Genomic DNA, 19218 nt, shown 5'->3' with positions numbered 1-19218 from the left:
TTTAAAGAGATAGTTTATTTAGTTTAATGTTGAGACTGTGGTGAGTTAAGTTCTCGACCGATGTGCGAACTTTGCGTTTTGCGTTCCGGTCTCCCTGCTGGTATCCGGCTTGATATCACTTCGCTATAGTGCGAACTCTCGAGAAAAAATCGGCGCATCAAGGTACTCGGTTTCACGCTACCTAGCGCATGTGTGACTTCTCATTCTCTTGTTTAAGCGCGGTCACAAGGAGTCGTTCTTGAGAGCAGTGCAAAGCAGGGGGAGTTTGAGAACAGGTTATCTACCGAGCTTTTGCTATAGCGTCAGACCTTTCTGCATCCGCTAGCCATTGAGCGAACCAGTAGTGCAGTGTCACTAATGGCAAGCATTGTTTTCGGCATCGCGCGGACTGGCGACAACTGCCCAATTTTCTCGGTTACTTTTGAGGACCGGTGATGGGCGTTGTGGGATGTAACCGCTGTTGTTCGCGTTCGATGAAAAATCCGTTGAGGTACAAATGGGTCGTGTCGGTTGTGAGAACCTCTGGATTTCGTATCCACATGTTCGGCGCCAACGGCATTCTCAGCAGATTTGGATAATCGTTGGTGTAATCGAATTCTTCACGCTTGCTGGTCGGCGCTCTACGGATGAACTCGAGAATGACCGAGCGCGCGCCCCTCGCTAAGCCTTCGAACGTTAGGCGTGGAGTGCCGTCGATGTGCATTACTTCCGTGAGGAAACGGGGAGGCGCGAGCAATCGAGGAACGGACTTTAACGTATGGATATATCTCGAGCGAGTTTTCATACACGCTCTTCAGCGCAATGGCCAAGTCACGTTTCCTAGGATGGCAAATAGATTTTGCGCATCATCACGAAAGAATTTGTCACCGACATGCGCAAGAGAGAATTCCTGAAACCTTCATCGCTACGTGTACGCCGCTAAGGATGGCTTCCCCTGCAGCACTTGAGACATCCGTGGTGGCGTTTTTTAACGCATCGTTAATTGGCTTGCTTTTCCGCTGGTCAACGTCTACCCACCCCCGGGGGAGTGTCGAGGAATTTTTGCACGAGCGATTCAATCGCAGCTACGAATACTAGAAACGAACCTCCCCAGAACATCGAGCGAGAACGTCGTGCGTTGAACATCGGGCAGCGGCGAAATCGGATTGCCGGATTCTATGAGTTGATTCAATGGCATTCCGACCTCTCTTCATTCGAAGGCGTTACGTTCAAGCAGAAAATGGCTCTTGCTAGCAGTGTTTTGCCAAAGTCGAAACGCGCATCGAGAGATGCGAGACCGTGTTGGTGCTGTGCCATGTCGACACACTGTGTTCGGGCCAATTTCCACCTGAATTCAAAAATCCAAGTGCGTCGAACGTCCCAAGGAACTGGTCATAGCGCTTAATTGCAGCATCTTCGGGGATTACACAACCAAAGGTCATGACATGAAGACGCGATAAGTGGGCAGCGGGAATGTCCGCAATCGCATTCTGGATGACAAGCGCGCCTTTGCTATGGCCGAGCAGAGTCGTCACGTTGTCGGTGGCTTCAAGAATCGCGTGCAGGACGTCGGAGGAACCACTGCCATGGCGAAAGACCGGTACCTGTGTACCGGGTGCCTCGGCATGACCTGGAGTGGTTGCGAGAAGATTGCGTCCGACCGACGCAGCACCCGGCGCTATCTGCGCAAGCACGTTTTGCACGGGCTGCTTTATCCAGTAGCTGTACATCTCGAATCCAAACCACCCGCCGAGCGCTTGCTGGATGACATCAGCGAGTCCGTAACCGGGAACGATAGCTGCAACCGGTTTTTCCAGCGCAGTGGAAGCGTTCCATGCAAGCGCGGCCGAGCCAAGTGCAGAGCTGCCAACACCGCTCACTGAGATTGCGTCGATTAGGCTGACACCTCCAGTGCTCGCTTCGAGGAAGGTTTCAACATCGCTGAAACGCCGGATATGAGGGCTGTTAGCCGCGTCAATGACAAGAATGGAACCTTCGGGGTTCATCAGAGCGCTGAGGTCTGTCAGCGGTTGCACCGGTGCGCCAGTTGCGCCGTCGGTCCACTCAATTTCAACGCCGTCCTTTTCCAAGACCCGTTTGAACATCGGTACGTCATAGAACGCAAAATCGAGCATCGAGTTTACAAATCGCAGTCCCGCGAGCATCGGTGCGACCTGTGCTCGCTGCACCTCGAAGCTGGCCAGAGACGGCGCGAAGTAATCCAGCATGGTTGGCATGATGGTTCAGTCTCCAGACAGGCTCGCCACGAACGCCGTGCGGCGGTGCTCAAGCGCGGATGAGATAGCAGCGACCAACGAGAAATAAGCGTGCTGGTCGAGTGAATTAAAGACGACGGCTGATTTTTCTTCCATGCCTCGTGCTTCTTCATATGTGGGCCGCCGCACATATTGGCGATGTAAAAGAGCACTTGCTCCGACCCTTCGGCACATTGGAAGCGACAAGTGGAAGTTGAGACGTAGGGCGTTTCTGAAGGGGCGGTAACCGCAACCGTTCTTCGAGGAACATTAAAAAAAAAGCCCGCAGGGTGGGTGGGCTAAATCCATATCGGGGAGATATGGAGGAGACGTTTATTAACCGTAGGTCGAACCGAACAACGACGCAACGTGGCCGGGACAATGAGAACGTTTCGTCGGTAGTGACTATTGCGTATATGCAAGCGGTCAAGATTCGCGTTTTTCGGAGCGGCACCACCGTGTCCGAACTTCGAACAATGACGTGGTTTGCATAATCGCGTTACGGTCCGTAGGGGTAGCGTTGGGCGCGTCCCAAAGAATGCTCGGACCGGTTGCCGATGAGCGAATTCAAAGTTTGCGCCGGAGTATCCACGAGACGCATCCGCTGACCGCTGCCGAAGGCCTTGGAGGGGTATTAGGATGAGGCAGTGTACTTCTTAACGTGGTGTCCAAAAAAGGTGCCGCACCCGCATACCCCTATGAGAAGAGTTCATGAGTTCGCCGAGCAGAATGTCCGATTTGACGGTTTTCATCGAGATGAGACTCAGCTGAGTACACACTCGACCGCTCATAGCCGCCGTTCAGTTGTGGAGGGATGGGTCGCGCGTGCTCGCCCTCTGGCGACGAGCACGAACGATTACAGTTCGACTCCCCCCTTCTTCAAAGCAAGGAGAGCCGCTGACCGAAATGGGGTAGTAGTCTCTGACTTGGACTGACTGTGCTTGAAGGCTTCGATGAGGTCTGGATGTGTCGATTCGAGTTCGACTACATGGCCAGCAAGTTGGCGAATCATCGACAGGGTTTTCTGCAGCCAATCATCGAAGTCAGTTGCCGGAGCCAGCACTGCCGATAGGCCGCGGTAGCTATCCGCTTCTTCGCTTATTGTCTTCTTACCGACCTTGCTCCGTTTAAGCCGCCGCTCGATTTCGAGGACGTAAACAGTCCTCCTTTCTTTGGTCTTGGGAACCGAAGCAACTATGCGCAGCACGAGGACACCCCGCGGTGTCTCGGTCTTGGCATTGCGCGTTACCCAGTTGCGTATTTCTGGTTTGACCTGGTCATGCTCCTTAAACTCGCGCAGCGCGATAAGCTCTGGGGTCTCGTCGTCGACGAAACCCCGGGTAGCGTGAAGCCACTTGAGGCTGTGTATGTGCTTGGAGTGCTGAGTCTTTAAAACCTGGAGCGCGCGCCACATTTCAAGCAGCGTCCCGTCAGCCACCACGATACGATGCGCGACTGGAGCATCCGTCGCATCTTGACCATTGATGTTGATGCCCGGCGCATCTACGCCTCCGGGTGGGACGATAACGCTCGGCTTAGATTCAAAGATGTTCGTAATGTCAGGCTCTGGCCCAAATGGGAAGTGGACACCCCGTCTTTCTCGGCTTTCGACATGCAGGTTGCCGTAGCTATGCTCGACGCCAGGAACGTGAACTTTTAAGTTCGCTTCCGGTGACAATGCGTAGCTCCTGCTGCCCTCACGCGCATGCTCGTCGGTCTGGTCGTCCGACCTTCGAACGACCTCGTTTTTTCTGGTTTTGTAGCAAACGATGCCTTTACATTTCGGATGACCACGTAGCTCGATGCGAAGCGCCAGAAAAGTTTGTCCGGGCCGCACCCAGACTCCTTGGGCTGCGACCGGCAGCTTGCCCTCAAACCAAGGCTGCACGCGAGGGAAAATGAGGTCTTCATTTTTCCCCTCCATCAGACATTGCTCGGAAATATCCTGCGTTACCTGCCGTCCTAGTTCAGTGTGAAGTACGTGTGCAAGGAAGTTTCGGTCGCCGTCTTGCGCGCGCTCCGTGAGCCGGATAATGAGCTTGTCCTCCGCATTCACCTCAGGCGTCAGGCTCGTTAGAAACTGCTTCATCGCGTCGCTCCACGGCATGCTGCACAACGCACGCGGGATAGCCTCCGAGATTCCGTAACAGCGAAGCAGGAACTCCAGGCACGGGACGAGGAGAGTGCGATTCCCTGGTAGCCCAAATTCGAGCATCCAGCTTCGCTCTTTATCTTCGCTCTGGCGCGACGCTCGGTACTGGCCGTTGAATGGAGCCGGACGCCCTGCCTGCACTTCCGTTATCGGTGATATCAGCCGCCATTCGCCACGTGTGAAATTGACCTCCGTGGGACCCAGCTCCTGATACTGCACTTCTCCGACGTAGCGCCGCTTCTGCCAGACCGTGCCGACGCGCAGCGCGCGAAGGTGGCTGAATGACACTTCCTCGTGGAACGGTGGCGTGTCCGGCTCATCCAGATTCTGAAAAGATACGAAAACCTTCCGCGTAGTCCCGCCGCGCAGGGTTGGCAACATGCCGCCATAGCCGCGAACTGCAATCGGGAACTCCCTATCTGGAATACCTTCAATCAGTTCAGAGCGCCCCGAGTTTTTTGTCCATTCAAAACGCATCAATACATCCTCGAGTAACGATGTGGAAGCTTTTTTGACGAATAGCAAACGTTTGCTAAACGAGTTTTTAGAAAATTTTTTAAGACGGAGATTTACTCCGCCTCTGCGCCTTCAGTCCGATTTCTTAAACAGAATGTTCACAGATTGCGCATTTTGTAAAATTACTATATCTTGTGTTTTATTGCACTATATTTTGAATATGACACAACCTGTTGCGTCTATGGGCGACCTTGAAAACACCGTTTCTGAAGCGGATTCGAATGCCGAGATAATCCGCGGTATTTCGGACGGCGAGTTAGCTTTGGCGCTCCGCGGAATCCTCCGGAGAGGGAATCCGGTTGTCTTGATTGCAGACAAGCAGCGGGTAGCCGTTGCGTCGCAGCGTGAGCAGAACGCTGAATGGCGATTCGAGGCAAGCGGAGATTTCGGAGACCAGTCCCGTGCAGTAGTTGAGGGGGCCATGAAGAACTTCAAATGGCTCGAAGTTGATTCATTGGAAACTGGACTCGATGCCGCTGCGAGCGCAACTGTCTATCGGAAAGGGGACGTGTCGCGGTGGACGGAGCGCCGCGACATATTGACGGGCTTCAAGAGGCCGAAGGCGCAGGACCGGGGCAGGACAGGGGAGATTTCGGCGGATACGCGCAAGCGCGTCGGGGCGGAGGCCGGCTGGCATTGTCAGTTTGAGGGGTGCGGTGAGAATCTCTGGCTGGACGCAAACACGGATACGCTAGGCAACTTCAGCTACTTCGCGCACATCATCGCATCGTCGGTGGACGGGCCGCGTGGTCATGCAAAGTTGTCGGGGCGGTTATTCGACACGGCCGAGAACGTGATGCTTCTGTGCGACAAGTGTCATCGCCTCATCGACCGTGTATCTCCCGACGAGTATTCCGTCGATACGTTGAATGGGATGCGCGCAGCCAACGTCGAACAGGTTGCCAGCCTGTTTCGCAGTCTTCGCTTTCCCTCGTCGTACATGATTGTGGTCGGCGGAAACATCCTCAATCAGTCGGTGGTCTTTGACCAGCGTCGGGCCGAGGAAGCGATGCGCGCTGCAAAGCTGCGGCCGGCAGGCGGGAAGCCATTCTGGTTTGCCTACAACGGCAACGAGATGGGAGATGGCTCGTCGCCGCATTTTTGGGAGACGCAGTTTGACCAGTGGGCGCGCATGGACATCCCGGCGTTACGAGCACGTCTTACAGGTGCTACATATGGCGGTGCGCAGGCGGAAGTAGTTTCGGTATTCCCGCTCCATCTGATGTCGGTGCTGGTGTTGGCAGGACATCTTATTGGCGAGGCGCGTTCCGTTCAGGTTTTCCAATTCGAAAGGAACTCCGTGGGGGACAACACGCAAGGTGACCAATGGGCGTGGCCGAAGGATGCGAAAAGGCCGGACCCGAGCAAGTATTCCGTCGTAGTACATCGGGAGCCGACAAACGGTGAAACCGAAGCTCTGCTGCTGGTCAGCCTCACAGACCGGGTCCCCCGCGGGGAACTACCAGCAGAGTTCTACGAAGACGGGGCATGGAAGATGCCGGTGGTAGAGGTTGTCGTGCCAACACCTTCGCGGAGTGTTATCGGGCATCCATACGACCTTGAACTGGTTGGCAAGGCGTTCGATGACGCATTGCAGAGCTTGCAGGAGAAGTGGCGCGTTAGCCGTATTCATTGCGTTCCGATAGCTCCGACAGCGGCCTGTATAAGGCTGGGGCAGAAGCTGCAGAGTCGGCATCAAAGCCGCATTGCTTTCTACGAAAGAGCGCGGACGACGGACGGAACCCGGGGGCAGTTCAAGCCGACCATTGAGATTGCGTCTTCTTATGTGAAGAACGTTGCGACAGACCGCGAAGTGCCTCTAACCTGAAGCGGAGTGAGACCAGAAATGACCAACAACCGTACGCTAGCCAAAGCCTTCATGGAGAAGGCAACCTTCGACCAGGAAGCTCGACAGTGGGAAGAATTGATGGCGGGACTTCTCTCGAAGCTGGAGCTAAGCAAAGAGGAGCGCGACCGCGCTAGGGCGCACTACCAGACGCTCGCCAGGCAAGTGGCACGAAAGCTGGAGGTTGATGAGACTGACGTCCATATTGTCGTCCAGGGTTCAATGCGTACGCAGACAACCGTAGCGCCACGCGGCAGGCAGAAATTTGACCTCGATATCGTCGTGAAGCTGGGAGGTGACCACTTCTCCGGTGTGGACTCTGACGAATTCTTCAACGCCTTCGGCGATTCGCTGCGCGGGCTCAACGACGCCGCCGGCGAGCCGAAGCCGAAGGCGCGCTGCTGGCGCCTGCAATATGCAAACGAGCCGTTCTATTTCGACGTCACGCCCGCGTTGCCTGGTAGTTATGAGATTACCGGCACGGACCTTCGTGTTCGCGACCCGAAGACGCACTGGACTCCGTCAAACCCGGAAGACTTTGCAGACTGGTTCTGTGAAGCTGCGAAGCAGAAATTTGGGTTCCAGTCGGTGCGTTTGACGAAAGCCGAGGCACGCCATCAAATCGACGACTTGCCTTCCGAGAAGGTTGCAATCGACGACATTCTTCGCCGCACTGTGCAGCTCATAAAGCTTCACCGTGACCTGCAGTACTACGGAAAATCCGACGAAGTCAAAGAAGGGCAGCCGATTTCGGTAATTCTGGTGACTCTGGCAACGCACGCGTACAACGCCGCAATTGTGAATCGCCACATGTATTCGAACGCTATCGAGGTGTTGCTCGATGTGGTAGAGGGCATGCCCGATTTTATTGCTTTTCATAGCGGTCGATATAGCGTTTGCAACCCCGGTCATGTCGGCGAGAACTTCGCAGAGCGCTGGAATGAAGATGAGGGGAAGCGAGCGCGTGCGTTCTATGGCTGGCACGAGCAGCTCAAGTCCGACCTCAAAGCGCTGTTTGCCGACTCATATTCGCGTAGCGGCGAGGCACAGATTCGAAAAGTCTTCGGAGAGGATGGTGTGCAGGCATGGAAGGCTAGTTTCGCTCCCGCGCCGTCCGGCCTTCTGAATTCGCTGATTAGGTCTGGTCCGGGTGGCGAGCGGCGTGACCCTGTCGTCCCCGTCCCGTCGGGCAGCAAAAAGAACACCCTTGCATGAGTCATGAAGTGCAGGCGGCGCAGTTTCAGAAGCAGATTGAAGCAGTTGTTCATTGGCTTGATGGCGCCGGTTCAGAATTCCTGACGCGCGTCGGAGCACGCTCCGGCTCGAGTCACATCTGGGAGTTCGACCTCCAGCACCCCGTGCTGCGGGGATACACGCGTGTGAAGCTTGTCTTGCCGCGTGGTTTCCCAGCGTTGCCTCCCCGCATTATGGTTAACAGGGCCCTTTGCCTCCTCCTTCCGCACGTGGAGGGACCGGGGCTGGTCTGCCTCGGCAACCGTACGGCAAACGCCTACGATGAGCCAGTGCAGGCTGTTCGCGACGTGCTCGGAGCTTTCCAAATATTCCTGGACAAATGTCGCGACATTGCATGGGTGACCGACGAATTCGAGCGTGAGGCGCTTGCCTACTGGAATCGCTTCTGCACGGGCGGCGGGGACACCTCAATGCGCCGACGTGTCAGTCGACTTTTCAATGCTTTTGGGCGTGCGCATATGGTCGCCGAGGGCCGCGTGGCATCCTACCTGAATGGTCGCATCGCATTGGCTTGCAGCTCCAACGTGGACCCGAACTTCCTCGCTCAACGGCATAAGCTCGCGCATAAAACCATGGAAATAGGGCGAGCGCTTTTCGTGCCGCTCCCCGCATCGATTTGCTGGACTCCGAGCAGCTGGCCGCGAACGTTTAGCGAACTCGCTCAGCTTGTGAAGGAGTCATCCGACGGAGCGTTCAATCTTGGTGAGTGGTGGGCTGCAAACCCGTCGCAGCCACCGGCTCGTTACGTTATCCTGACCGCGGAGAACGCTGCATACGCTTATCAGCTGATTGAGCCGGTGCTTCGCAGCTGTGACGGTCCGAAAATCGTCCCGCGCGAAGTGACCCGCATGGACCCCGACTGGGCTATCGTTCGCGACCAGCGGCTCGGCGGAATCGAGAAGCGCAGGAAGAAGCGGATTCTGCTCTTGGGTTGCGGCTCGTTGGGAGCGCCTCTGGCCATCTTCCTGGCAAAAGCTGGTCTTCAAAACCTGACACTCGTAGACAAGGAAGTTCTGATGCCGGAGAACGTTTCCCGGCATCCGCTTGGGATGCGTGCGGTGTTTCATGAGAAGGCCGCGGAGCTGGCCGCCCAGCTCAACGCAGACATCCCGGGAGCAGTTGTCAAAGGTCATGGCGCGGCAGCTGGTGACTGGATTCTTTCCGAGTGTCGCCCCGGGGCGTTTGACCTGGTGATTGATTGCACTGGTGAGGAAAGCGTTCGCACATTTCTCAGCCAGGTTCGCGAGAGCATTTTCCGCGGTACGCCGATTGTTCACGCCTGGATGGAACCCTTCTGCGCCGCCTCGCACACTGTGTTAGTCGACAGCGATACCGTGTGGCCTAAGGACGACCCTGTCCTACAGATTCACGTCGCAGAATGGCACGAAGATACGGAAATCGTTCTTCCTGCATGCAATTCCGGTTTCCACGAGTATGGGCCAGCGGACGCGTCGCAAGCTGCTGCGACTACCTGCGAATGCATATTGCGCGTCTTGGATGATGAAAGAGGACTGCGGTCAATGGTGTGGTCGACCGTGCGTTCATCGGCCTTCTTCGAGTCACTAGGTGTGCGTGTTGTGCCTGGACCCTTGGTTCCGCAGTCGGACGACAGCTTTCATTCGGTGCGGTTGACGCGTGAACTTGCCGATGTGCTTAGCGGCCGGGGTAGGGAATCATGCTGAGCTTCGCCATTCCAGGGGCGCAGTGGCAGCTGGTTTTCAGTGATGATGTAATCAACACTTTGAGCGCTCATGTCCAGCGGGGGCGGCTCACCAACGAAAGCGTTGGCCAGTTGTATTCGGCGTCACTGCTGTCTCAGGAGATAACACTGCAGATTGCAACAGTCTTGCGACCGAAGACGGCGGGACGTACCCGGGTTGTGTTGGATAAAACCTTCGTCGACGCGGAACGCAGGAAAATGTTTGAGGCACGACTGCATTGTGTGGGCCTGTGGCACACGCATCCCGAGCCACATCCTCATCCGTCGTCGGACGACCTTGCCCTGGCTGAGGAAGCGGCGCAAGTGGCTGGGAAGGCGGAACTGGCGGGCTTCGTTTTTGTAATAGTCGGCACGGCGCCGTTTCCGGCAGGTCTATACGTTGGAGTTCATGACGGTAAGCGGATGCACCGCGCGACATCCGTAGAGCTTGCTGGCGGGGGAGCGATGGTTTCAGATAAACCGACGTCAGTTGCGAAATAATGGCACTCGTCCTCCGCCAAGGCGCCCGTGCCTGCACGAATGCTGTTCGGCATGCTACGCCCGCGCGGAGTAGCGACGTGTGTGTCGACGAATAGTAGAATCCTCACGCTAAAACAAAATATCGCGCGGGTTGCTCCCTGTCGAGGGCAGCGAGATTCTGCGCGCATGGGGCTCATCAAAATGAACAAGAAGCTCGCTGGTTTGTCAGTAACGGTCGCGTTGCTTGAAGCATGCAGTACCGTAGGACCTGGATTCGCCAACCATCCTGCCGATTGTGCAATTGGTATCGCATGGGCGGACTGTCTTCCGGGAACGCGAGGGTACGCTAACGGCGGGGGCAGCCTCCATCGGAAAGAGGCAGCGGATGCCGCGAAGGCTCAGCACGATGCAATAGCAGCTCAGTTCGACGCTGCACACCAACAGTGCGACGCTGACATGGCCGCGCATGAACTTGACCCGTTGCGCGAGAAGATTCAGTTCATCCGCAAGCTCGACTCACCGCCGCCGTTTCAGTACGCATCACTCGATTCATTCCCGTCCTCCGCTGAGCGCCCGCTCATCTCCAAGTGGGCCACGCTGCGTGACGCCTGCATGGAGCGCGAACGAGCGGTAAATCCGATACCCGCAAACGCCTCACCGCTCGCAGAAACGGTCATCCGAAAGGAAATGGCATTTGGTTCGGAGGCGGAGGCGAAGGTCAGTGAGCTGGTGGTCAGCCTTTACCAGCAGAAGCTGACATATGGTGAGTTTGCCCAGCGCCGCTATGCCGTTGGGAAGGCGGCCGTTGACGCTTCCGAAAAATATCGGGAGGCCCGGATGTTACAAGACCAAGACCATCAGTTGCAGGCTCAGCAGCTTGCGAGTCAGCAGTTTGCAAACAGCATGAACGCGTGGGCAAACTACATGCAAGCGGTCAATGCCCGCCAACCTCAGACGGTCCGTTTGACCAGTCTGGGCGTTCACTGTACCTCAACCAGCTTAGGTAGCACAGTCAGCACAAACTGCAACTGACCGCGGGAAGTTTGCTTTCAGTTACCTCCGAATTTGCCGATGCCTGGCGACGTCAACTGTTGCGCGTGAGAAATGTGGTCAGGGTGCTGACGGAGTTCGGTGTGAACATGAATTCCATTTCTGTGGCGGAAACGACCGGGTTGAACCTTACTTGGCATCGTCTTGACCTGCGGCCTGTTTCTGTCGATGGGCGATAAAATATGAGGGCACGCCATCCCTTACATCAAGACCTAGGCCTTTATGCTTGAGCGATTCGCTAACGAAACTTTTAGAAACTCATCTCCTTCATGGGCAAATGCATGCGTGGGAAATAACGGCTCGCCAGGAATTGTCGACTATGCTGAAGGGTTCGCGAATGCCGCGAACGTTTTGCTGGAACAGGTCCTTGAGAACAGGGGTTTGAAGCATTCAACGGATACGTTTGTGTATCCTATCTGCTTTAACATGCGGCATGCTATAGAGCTTTATTTAAAAGCAGCAATTGGAGTGTTTCCATCTCTTGTCCATCATGACATCCGTTTGACCGATATAGACGTCGAGACTTCACATAATATTGGTCGACTGTGGAATTACTTCAAGGAGCATGCAGCAAAAATTGACCGTCGGTATTTGGACCTAATAGCGCAGTTGGATAGGGGTATTGCAGATTTCGCTGAGGTAGACGCAACAGGACAAGTCTTCCGTTATCCGTTTGATAGGGACAACCAAAAGCATCTGACACAGCTAGCGATTATCAACCTTGGAGTTTTGTGGAAGAAGTTCAAGTTGCTTGTTGAGAAGTTGAAGGACCTGAACCGTTTGGGAGCGAGACTGGTAGATGAATATCGCTACAAAACCTACACAGCAAATCTGTCGCGATTCGACCTTATCTGCGTGGCATACAGTTTGCCGCCCCGGGCAGACTGGCCAACGTCCGTTTTTACTGATGCGAAAAATGACATTTGCTCGCGGTTCGGGCTGAGCGGGCAGGAGTTTTCTAAAGCGGTGAAAATCATCGAGCGAAACTTGGAAATGGCTGCGCTCATTGATGCACCGAAACCGTTTCTGCACCTAACTGTTACGCATCTACAGTTGTTTTTTGATTCTTGGCGCGACTATCACGACCTTGACAAATTGAGGAGGCAGTTCAAGGGAGTTCCCAACGATGTCGATGCCTTAATCAAAGAAGCAGAGAGTTACGAAGCCTTTGACCTGAGAGATATATTGGACGACAAACGCGACGTTCGAATGACAGCTTGGCCGCGATTGTCGAACGAAGTGACTCCAGAAGCTTTCGGCGAGCTAAGCGCGATGTTCTATTTCTCACGGGATAGACTGCATTACAGCGAGGCCTTCGAGCGAGAGCGAGACTACTCGATTCGGGATTTCCTGGCGAAGCGGTCATCAGGCGAGGACGAGTTCAGACATTCGGTCTTTCATCTCATCGAAAAGACCTCCGCCTTAGAGCACGTAGCAAACACCCTGCGTTTTTTTGGAAAACTGGACGCTGTAGCAGACTTGCTAGAGCGATGCGAACTGACCGACTACACCGCGCAGATTCTGGAGGAAAGCTCCATTTGGATGCAGTCACGATACATGGAAGCAACGGAGGCCATGGGAGAAGTGTTGAAGCACCCGTCGTGCGAGCAGCTCGCGCTAAAACGGCCGGGCGACGGTGCCGGCCGCTGACTACAACTAGCGGGAAACCCTCGTGTCCGGCTTTTACGTCCTGAATATTGCGCGGCCTGCGAAACGCAAACGGAACGAAATGCGGTCGTCCGATTCGGCAATCCAATCTGCGGCGGCTGCCCCGCTGTCTCGGCATAGCTGCGCGCGCCATCATGGCTGGGTTGATGGTAGGCGCCGGAGCGGTAGTGTTGAGCCATGTTTCCCCGTCGCTCAATACTGTGTGTCTGAGGGTAGCGGCGCCGTGGTAAGGCTTGTATGTCTTTTGCATAGTTTCGATATGGCTTCAAAGACTCCCGTGGGTCCACGTTGCAAAGGCAACTAACCATTCATTCTTCGATGGATTTGAGGTGTGATTGCATGCACAATCTTACGATGGCAAGTTCTAGTTAGGGCATTCCTCGAGGATAAGGGTCTTCGTCTACCTCGATTGCTTTGATGCGTAACTGACGTAGCTTGTAGTTGGAGTGCTGCCAATGGAAATGACCGGGGGTTGATGGTTTGGCGGGTTCGTCACGCCTCATGGGTTTGCGCTGTATCAGCAGGTTCAGAAAGAAAAGACCACCTCGGCGTCATCGGAGAAATGATGCCATTGTGAAAAAGCTGCCATGTCTACCAAAGAAAAAATTGAGAAGAAGCCGCGTGTGAAGCGGAGTTCTTCTGTTCCGGGGCAAGCATATGGGATTTTGGTCCAGGAAGTTCGAGTCCTATGGCATCTCATGCGTGCGAGGACCGGTGATGTAGTCGCATTCGAGCATCTTGGTGACGTTTCTACCCGGACCACAGATGGTCGAGTGGTCTCCGAAGAGGATAAGAGTGGACTCGCTCACAATCCAATTGCGGATAGAGCTGTATCGCTTTGGAAAACTTTGGCCAACTGGATTGATGCGCGGCGTGACGGTTCCTTGCCGGTCGCTTCGGTCTATGTTTTGTACGTGGCACAACCCTACGATGGCCCGATTGCGGATGAATTGCACAACTGCACTAAAACCGACGACGCCATTGAACTCGTTGGGAGGCTTCGTAAACGCTTCGCCGAGGACCTCGAGACCGAAGAGGTAAAAAGGGCGGGCAAGGGCGCCGCGAATAGGGTCCGGAGTGGCCCGTCGGGCGACGAATCAGAGCTTGACGATGAGAGCCCTGCGGCGCTTGTTAAGCAGCTTCGTAGAGTGTTCGCCAACAACGACGAAGTTATTGCCTCCATCGTTACGTATTTCTCTATTGAGAAAGGAAGTGCGTCCCCAGTGAAAGAGGTGCGTGCAGAAATTTCTGCGCATGTTCGCATTGAGCACGTCGACGAAGTAACGGAATCGCTTCTCGGCTGGACGAAAACCCAGGTGATGGCGCAGATTGAAGCGCGCCGGGTTGTCGGCATCCCCTTCGACGACTTCAGGGAGTATCGCCTCGTTGTTTACGAGCGAGTCATGGGCAAGCTGACGGAGTTTCCAGAACACACGCTCACACCCCAGCGAAGCGAAATCGAGGAGCATCTCGAAGGCTCGAATTTTGTCCGGCAGCTGAATGTTCTTGAGCTGGAGGATGAAATGATTGAAACCTATATCAAAGACTATATGCGAGCTTCGTCGGCGCGGACGTCGTGGGCGGCACTTGGATATCTGAACCCGCGTAGTATCGGTCCCTTCGTTGAAGAGCTGCAAGACCATTGGAAACAGTGCTCACTGGAGGTTAAGACGCTCCATACGGAGAAAACACCAATCCAGCGAGGTGTGAAGCTTCTCCTTCTCTGCATGACGAAAGAGGCGCGAATTCAGACGGTGAACGTTCCAACATATTTTTCTCGGGGGAGCTTCCACGAGATTGCGAACGACCTGAAAATTGGGTGGCATCCTGATTGGAAGGCGCTCGTATCGGCAGCCGCGATTTAGGTCTTATATGCTCAACAAAGAGATGTGGGAAGTCCAAAATCCTGGACTCGGTGCCGCGCTGATATGGCAGTTCGGACGGGCGTTCGCGTCGCAATCGGAGGATGCAGTGCCTCTTCCATATGCGTTCTTCGTAATTCCACTTTTGTACAACAAGTCGACTCTTGAAGTCGTTGTCAGGACCAACAAGGGTCTGCGCAAGATTGATGAAAAGCTGAACAATGATGAATCCATCTCGACGACGGCACAAATGAACGTCTTGAGCATGCGTAATCTGTCGAGTGAAAGTCTAGGCATCGCTCTGCGGGCCGGCCTGCTATCCGTCCAGACCGAAGAGGCTACATTTCGTTGCCGTGTAAAAGAGCCTCCGGTGTTGGAAGGGAAGATGCCCAAAGAACTAATGAAGGCAGCTGAGAAGTTGGGACGCTGGGCCGCAGGGGTTTCGTTGCGGGAATTCTGCTTCGTTTTTCGTCTGGAGCTGTAGATTGAAGCTGCAAATTATTGAACTCATCTTGTGGCCGAGGAAGGCAGGCATTTCTCCTCAGGTAGTGCCGTTCGAGCGAGACAAAGCGAACGTCATCACTGGCGCATCGAAGACCGGAAAGTCATCCATTATTCCAATCATTGACTACTGTCTCGGGTCAGAGCGGTGTGCAATCCCGGTTGGTGTCATCCGTAAAGCAGTGGCGTGGTTTGGAATCGTAGTTGATACGGACGAGGGGCTAATGCTGCTTGCGCGGCCTGAACCAGGAAGGCAGCCAACCTCGACTGATATGTACGTCAAGGATGTGCAGGAAGGCAAGACTCCGCTAGATGTGCCCATCGCGAATACCAACGTCGACCGCGTTAAGCTGACGATGGACCGGTTGGCAAGGCTGACGCGCCTCGGTACAGACGCCCAAAACACAACGAGTGGCTACGCGGGGCGCCCCAGCTTTCGAGACCTGATGGCGTTCTGCTTCCAGCCGCAGAACTTGGTCGCGAATCCCGACGTCCTCTTCTACCGCGCGGACACAACGGAGCACCGAGAGAAACTGCGGGCGATATTTCCGTATGTTCTAGGCGTAACGACGCCTGAAATCCTCGAGAAGCAGTGGGAGTACGAAAGCCTTCGCAGAGCGGCGCGCGCTCTCGAAAAGGAGCTGACTGCTTACGAGCGCGCATCCGCAACGTGGCGAGCGAACCTTGGGAACTGGGTGGCCGAGGCTTATGAGCTCGGCTTTTTACCGGCAGACTCACTGAAGGATGCTGAGGAACTTGCCATATTGGAAGCTCTCTCAGGGTTGACCACAGCCAACTTGCCCCAGCCGACACTGCATGCTGAAGTCATCGCAAAGGTGGTCGATGAGTACGGGCAATTGGCAAAACAAGAGGCGACCCTGAATGCTGAAATAGCAGAAGTTCGGCATCGCATGAGCCGACTTTCTGACCTTCGGTCTTCGGTCAATCAGTTCGAACTATCGCTCAACACCCGGCAGGAACGCCTTGGACTGTCGAGGTGGCTACGCGCTCATACTGAAGAGACAGTCGACGTAGCATGTCCCGTGTGCAGTCAGTCCCTTGATGGCCATGCTGAGAAAGTCGAGACACTTGTCGATGCGCTTGTAGTTGTAGAGTCTGAAGCGAGACGAGTTGCGCGTGCGCCATCGGTATATGACCGTGACTGGGTCGCGTTGGAAAAAAAACTGCGTGAGCTTGTCGATGAACTCGGCGCAGTAGCCGCAACCAGGAAAGGAATTGAAGCGCGGAATCAGCGCGCGAGGCAGCAAAACTTGCTGGTCACGCAGGCCGCACGTTTCATCGGCGCGCTGGAGCAAGCACTCGACGTGTATAAAGGCCGAGAGAGTAGCGCGTCAAAGGATGAACTGAACAAGATGTTGGCGCGTATTGAAAAGTTGAAAGGGGAGCTGTCGGGTCACTCCTACCATGCAAGGCTCGAGCGGGCTCAGAAGCGGCTGACGCGGTGGATGGGGCGGATTGCCGAGAATCTAGATGCCGAAGACAAAAATGCTGCTGTGCAGCTCGACATGAAAGAACTGACCGTCAAAGTTAGTAACGAAAATGGCGGCGCCGATTACCTTTGGCAGCTTGGAAGCGGTGCAAATTGGCTCACTTATCACGTTGCGGCACTTCTGGCGCTCCATCTTCTCTTCTCGCGAGAAAATCACTCACCTGTTCCAGGATTGCTCGTTTTTGACCAACCAAGTCAAGTATATTTCCCGCGGCGACTCACTGATGGCAGTATTGAAGAGAACTACAAGGTACCGGATGAAGATTCAGAAGCCGTGAAGCGATTCTTCAAAACCTTTGGTGCTGCCGCGTCGACCTACGAAGGCCACCTCCAGATTATTGTGCTCGACCATGCGGGGCATCAGTTCTGGGACGGACAGACAGGCATTCACTTCGTCCAGGAATGGCGAAATGGAGGCAAGCTGGTTCCGACGTTCTGGCTGGAAGACGAAGAAGGCGCCGGACATCGCGGCGAATAAAACTGGAGATGCTGCAGAAAGGGCAGACGAGCGACGGGAAAGGGGTATGCCATGATTGATTGAGTGGGTACCCAGGTAGCAATCGATGCAGCCCATTGCAAATAGGCTCGCTTTTTGACGAAATGAGTGAGCGCCTCTTCATTGAAATGGAATAACTTCGACCGCAAGCACCATTGGCGGAGACGACGTGATTCCCGGTCTACCTGGATTAGCCCTCAGTGACAAAAATATGGCAACCACATTAGAGGCTATTCAAGAGAAGTTGACGCAGCTGCGAGCAGAATCCGCAGAGTTGTCCGCTAGGAGGTCCGATGCAGTTTTAAACACCATCAGCCAATTGATGGGAAAGTACGGGCTTACTACGGCTGATATTGATTCATACAAAAAAGCCGAACTGGAGAGGCGGACGGGCCCACAGAGCGCCGACAAATCGGAGACATTGGACGTCAAGTTTCGTGACCCGGAAACCGGTGCGACATGGAATGGACGTGGCCGGCCGCCTGCATTGCTTCCGTCAGTTGAAGACCCCGCGGCTTACCTGTTTGCACTTGCAGATAGCCCTGTCGTGCGCCCCTCAACAGGTCAAGCCAAAGGAGCAACTAGGAAGGACACATCGTTACGCGTCGTCCAAGCAGTACGAGCAGCACAGAAGAAGGCCTCCGCAAAGTGATTCCGTAGCGATAATGTCAGACTCCTGCGTCGCTTGACGCTGGAGTCAATGACTGCGTTCACGAGCGACCACACGTACTGCACTCGCGGTTTCTGAAGAATCCGTACAAAGACGGTGTCGCATCGAAGGCAAACGTAGCATTCCTTTGCTCGCAAACCCGTCACGTTGTCGATAGCAACGCACGTCAAGTCCAGAAGTGGAGTGTCCGACGCGAACGTTCCGGTACGTTTGCCGCTTTATAAGCAGGGTGAGTCCGGCCTTCCATTTGTGTGTCGCATGGTCACGCATCGCTCATGCGGCCAATCGATGCTCATAATACGGTCGGTCCCTGTCATCAAGAATTGCGTACATGGCATCCAGATTCTTCGAGTCTGGATTGAGCCATGCATCAATGTTTTCGGGCTTGATAGGAATAATGCAACGGTCATGACCGGCGGCGGCAACCTCGACGGGTGGCTCGTCCGTGATAGCAGCGAATGAGAGCAGGTCTGGCTGACCGGATGCGCTCCATCGAGACCACAAGCAGGCGACGTGCATCAATTCGCCGTTGCTCGGCCGAAATTCCAGAACGACGTTCTCATTCCGGTCGTGAGTTTCAGACAGCGTACCTTCGAATTTGGCCTTGCTGACATTTTCGTAAAAGACGTCGACAAGCATGACACCGTGCGTGTATCCGAAGCATGGTTTCCAGAACCCTTCCAGATTGTCGCGCCGAGCGTTATACGTGCCCGGATATTTCACATCGTATGATGCCGGCTTGCCAGCAATACGACACTGATAGCGCATGGGTTTGACGACGCGCTGCCCATTCTCCAACACCATCACTGGGGCATAGTGACCGGGAAATATGCGCGAGTCTCTCGGCTTCAGCTCGGCACGCTGAATGTCGTCAAGCTTGCCAAGGGTCCACGCGATTTTATCGGTGGCTATTCGCTGACTCTCGGATGCCGCTTTAGTTACCTTGGTCTGCAACGTCCGCTCGGCGTCCGCTAGCCGCTTACGCTGCTTGAACAGGTCCTGTTCGAGCTTTGTAGTCTGGGCTCCGTTAAACCGGTCGATGGCCGCTTTGATGGCGCGTTCCTCATCGGTGTTCGGTTCTGCAAAAGCATCTTCCATTGCCTTCGGTACTTTGGCTTTGCTCGCGCCTTCGGCTCGCTCAAAAAAGAGGCGTGCGAACTCGTGGATGTCCATCAAAGCGCCGAACATGCGCACGAATTTTCGATAGTCCGCCACGACTTGAGCCGAGTAGCACATGAATGCCTCCGTTTCGTCATTTCATGATACCCATTTGCAAGGAT

Annotated in this window: 14 protein-coding genes; 9 read left to right on the top strand and 5 right to left on the bottom strand. The window is 54.8% G+C overall.

From position 1 onward, the window contains the following. Positions 1-415: 415 nt before the first annotated feature. The 4 genes from BLS41_RS23105 to BLS41_RS23095 all read right to left on the bottom strand — a co-directional run bounded on the left by BLS41_RS23105 (position 416) and on the right by BLS41_RS23095 (position 4863). Positions 416-784, bottom strand: a complete 369-nt coding sequence (locus BLS41_RS23105; RefSeq protein WP_143026351.1) for a hypothetical protein — start codon at positions 782-784, stop codon at positions 416-418. Positions 785-1229: 445 nt separating this feature from the next. Then, the gene (locus BLS41_RS23100) at positions 1230-2216 is read right to left on the bottom strand and encodes a hypothetical protein (RefSeq protein ID WP_074769042.1); all 987 of its coding nucleotides are present in this window, start codon (positions 2214-2216) and stop codon (positions 1230-1232) included. A gap of 6 nt (positions 2217-2222) precedes the next feature. Continuing rightward, positions 2223-2351: a hypothetical protein gene (locus tag BLS41_RS39995; protein WP_290439532.1), complete on the bottom strand. Its 129-nt coding sequence runs from the start codon at positions 2349-2351 to the stop codon at positions 2223-2225. Positions 2352-3090: 739 nt separating this feature from the next. Continuing rightward, the gene (locus BLS41_RS23095; protein WP_143026350.1) at positions 3091-4863 is read right to left on the bottom strand and encodes a hypothetical protein; all 1773 of its coding nucleotides are present in this window, start codon (positions 4861-4863) and stop codon (positions 3091-3093) included. 22 nt (positions 4864-4885) lie between these two features. Here BLS41_RS23095 and BLS41_RS23090 point away from each other — a divergent pair, with 22 nt between their 5' ends. The 9 genes from BLS41_RS23090 to BLS41_RS23050 all read left to right on the top strand — a co-directional run bounded on the left by BLS41_RS23090 (position 4886) and on the right by BLS41_RS23050 (position 17250). Beyond that, a complete protein-coding gene (locus BLS41_RS23090; protein WP_143026349.1) occupies positions 4886-6730 on the top strand; it encodes an HNH endonuclease in 1845 nt (614 codons plus the stop codon). A gap of 18 nt (positions 6731-6748) precedes the next feature. After that, the gene (locus BLS41_RS23085) at positions 6749-7963 is read left to right on the top strand and encodes a nucleotidyltransferase domain-containing protein (protein WP_074769036.1); all 1215 of its coding nucleotides are present in this window, start codon (positions 6749-6751) and stop codon (positions 7961-7963) included. Continuing rightward, complete coding sequence (locus tag BLS41_RS23080) at positions 7960-9684, top strand: ThiF family adenylyltransferase (RefSeq protein ID WP_074769034.1); 1725 nt, start codon at positions 7960-7962, stop codon at positions 9682-9684. Before BLS41_RS23085 ends, BLS41_RS23080 begins: the two co-directional genes overlap by 4 nt. Continuing rightward, positions 9678-10202 carry a Mov34/MPN/PAD-1 family protein gene (locus BLS41_RS23075; protein WP_083380051.1) on the top strand — a complete coding sequence of 175 codons (525 nt, stop codon included), beginning with the start codon at positions 9678-9680 and terminating at the stop codon, positions 10200-10202. The genes BLS41_RS23080 and BLS41_RS23075 overlap by 7 nt, the downstream gene beginning before the upstream one ends. A gap of 180 nt (positions 10203-10382) precedes the next feature. Continuing rightward, positions 10383-11213: a hypothetical protein gene (locus BLS41_RS23070; RefSeq protein ID WP_143026348.1), complete on the top strand. Its 831-nt coding sequence runs from the start codon at positions 10383-10385 to the stop codon at positions 11211-11213. Positions 11214-11453: 240 nt separating this feature from the next. Further along, complete coding sequence (locus BLS41_RS23065) at positions 11454-12881, top strand: hypothetical protein (protein ID WP_143026347.1); 1428 nt, start codon at positions 11454-11456, stop codon at positions 12879-12881. Between the two features lie 605 nt (positions 12882-13486). Next, a complete protein-coding gene (locus tag BLS41_RS23060) occupies positions 13487-14764 on the top strand; it encodes an ABC-three component system protein (RefSeq protein WP_074769028.1) in 1278 nt (425 codons plus the stop codon). A gap of 7 nt (positions 14765-14771) precedes the next feature. Next, the gene (locus BLS41_RS23055; RefSeq protein ID WP_074769026.1) at positions 14772-15245 is read left to right on the top strand and encodes a three component ABC system middle component; all 474 of its coding nucleotides are present in this window, start codon (positions 14772-14774) and stop codon (positions 15243-15245) included. A 1-nt stretch (position 15246) separates the two neighbouring features. Further along, on the top strand, positions 15247-17250 hold the full coding sequence (locus BLS41_RS23050) for a DUF3732 domain-containing protein (RefSeq protein WP_074769024.1): 2004 nt from the start codon (positions 15247-15249) through the stop codon (positions 17248-17250). Positions 17251-18211: 961 nt separating this feature from the next. Here BLS41_RS23050 and BLS41_RS23040 read toward each other — a convergent pair. Next, positions 18212-19174 carry an SOS response-associated peptidase family protein gene (locus tag BLS41_RS23040; RefSeq protein ID WP_074769020.1) on the bottom strand — a complete coding sequence of 321 codons (963 nt, stop codon included), beginning with the start codon at positions 19172-19174 and terminating at the stop codon, positions 18212-18214. Positions 19175-19218: the final 44 nt, after the last annotated feature.

Source organism: Paraburkholderia fungorum, from assembly GCF_900099835.1.
In the GTDB taxonomy this organism is placed as follows: Bacteria; Pseudomonadota; Gammaproteobacteria; order Burkholderiales; family Burkholderiaceae; genus Paraburkholderia; species Paraburkholderia fungorum_A.
This window is presented reverse-complemented; position numbering and strand designations above follow the sequence as displayed.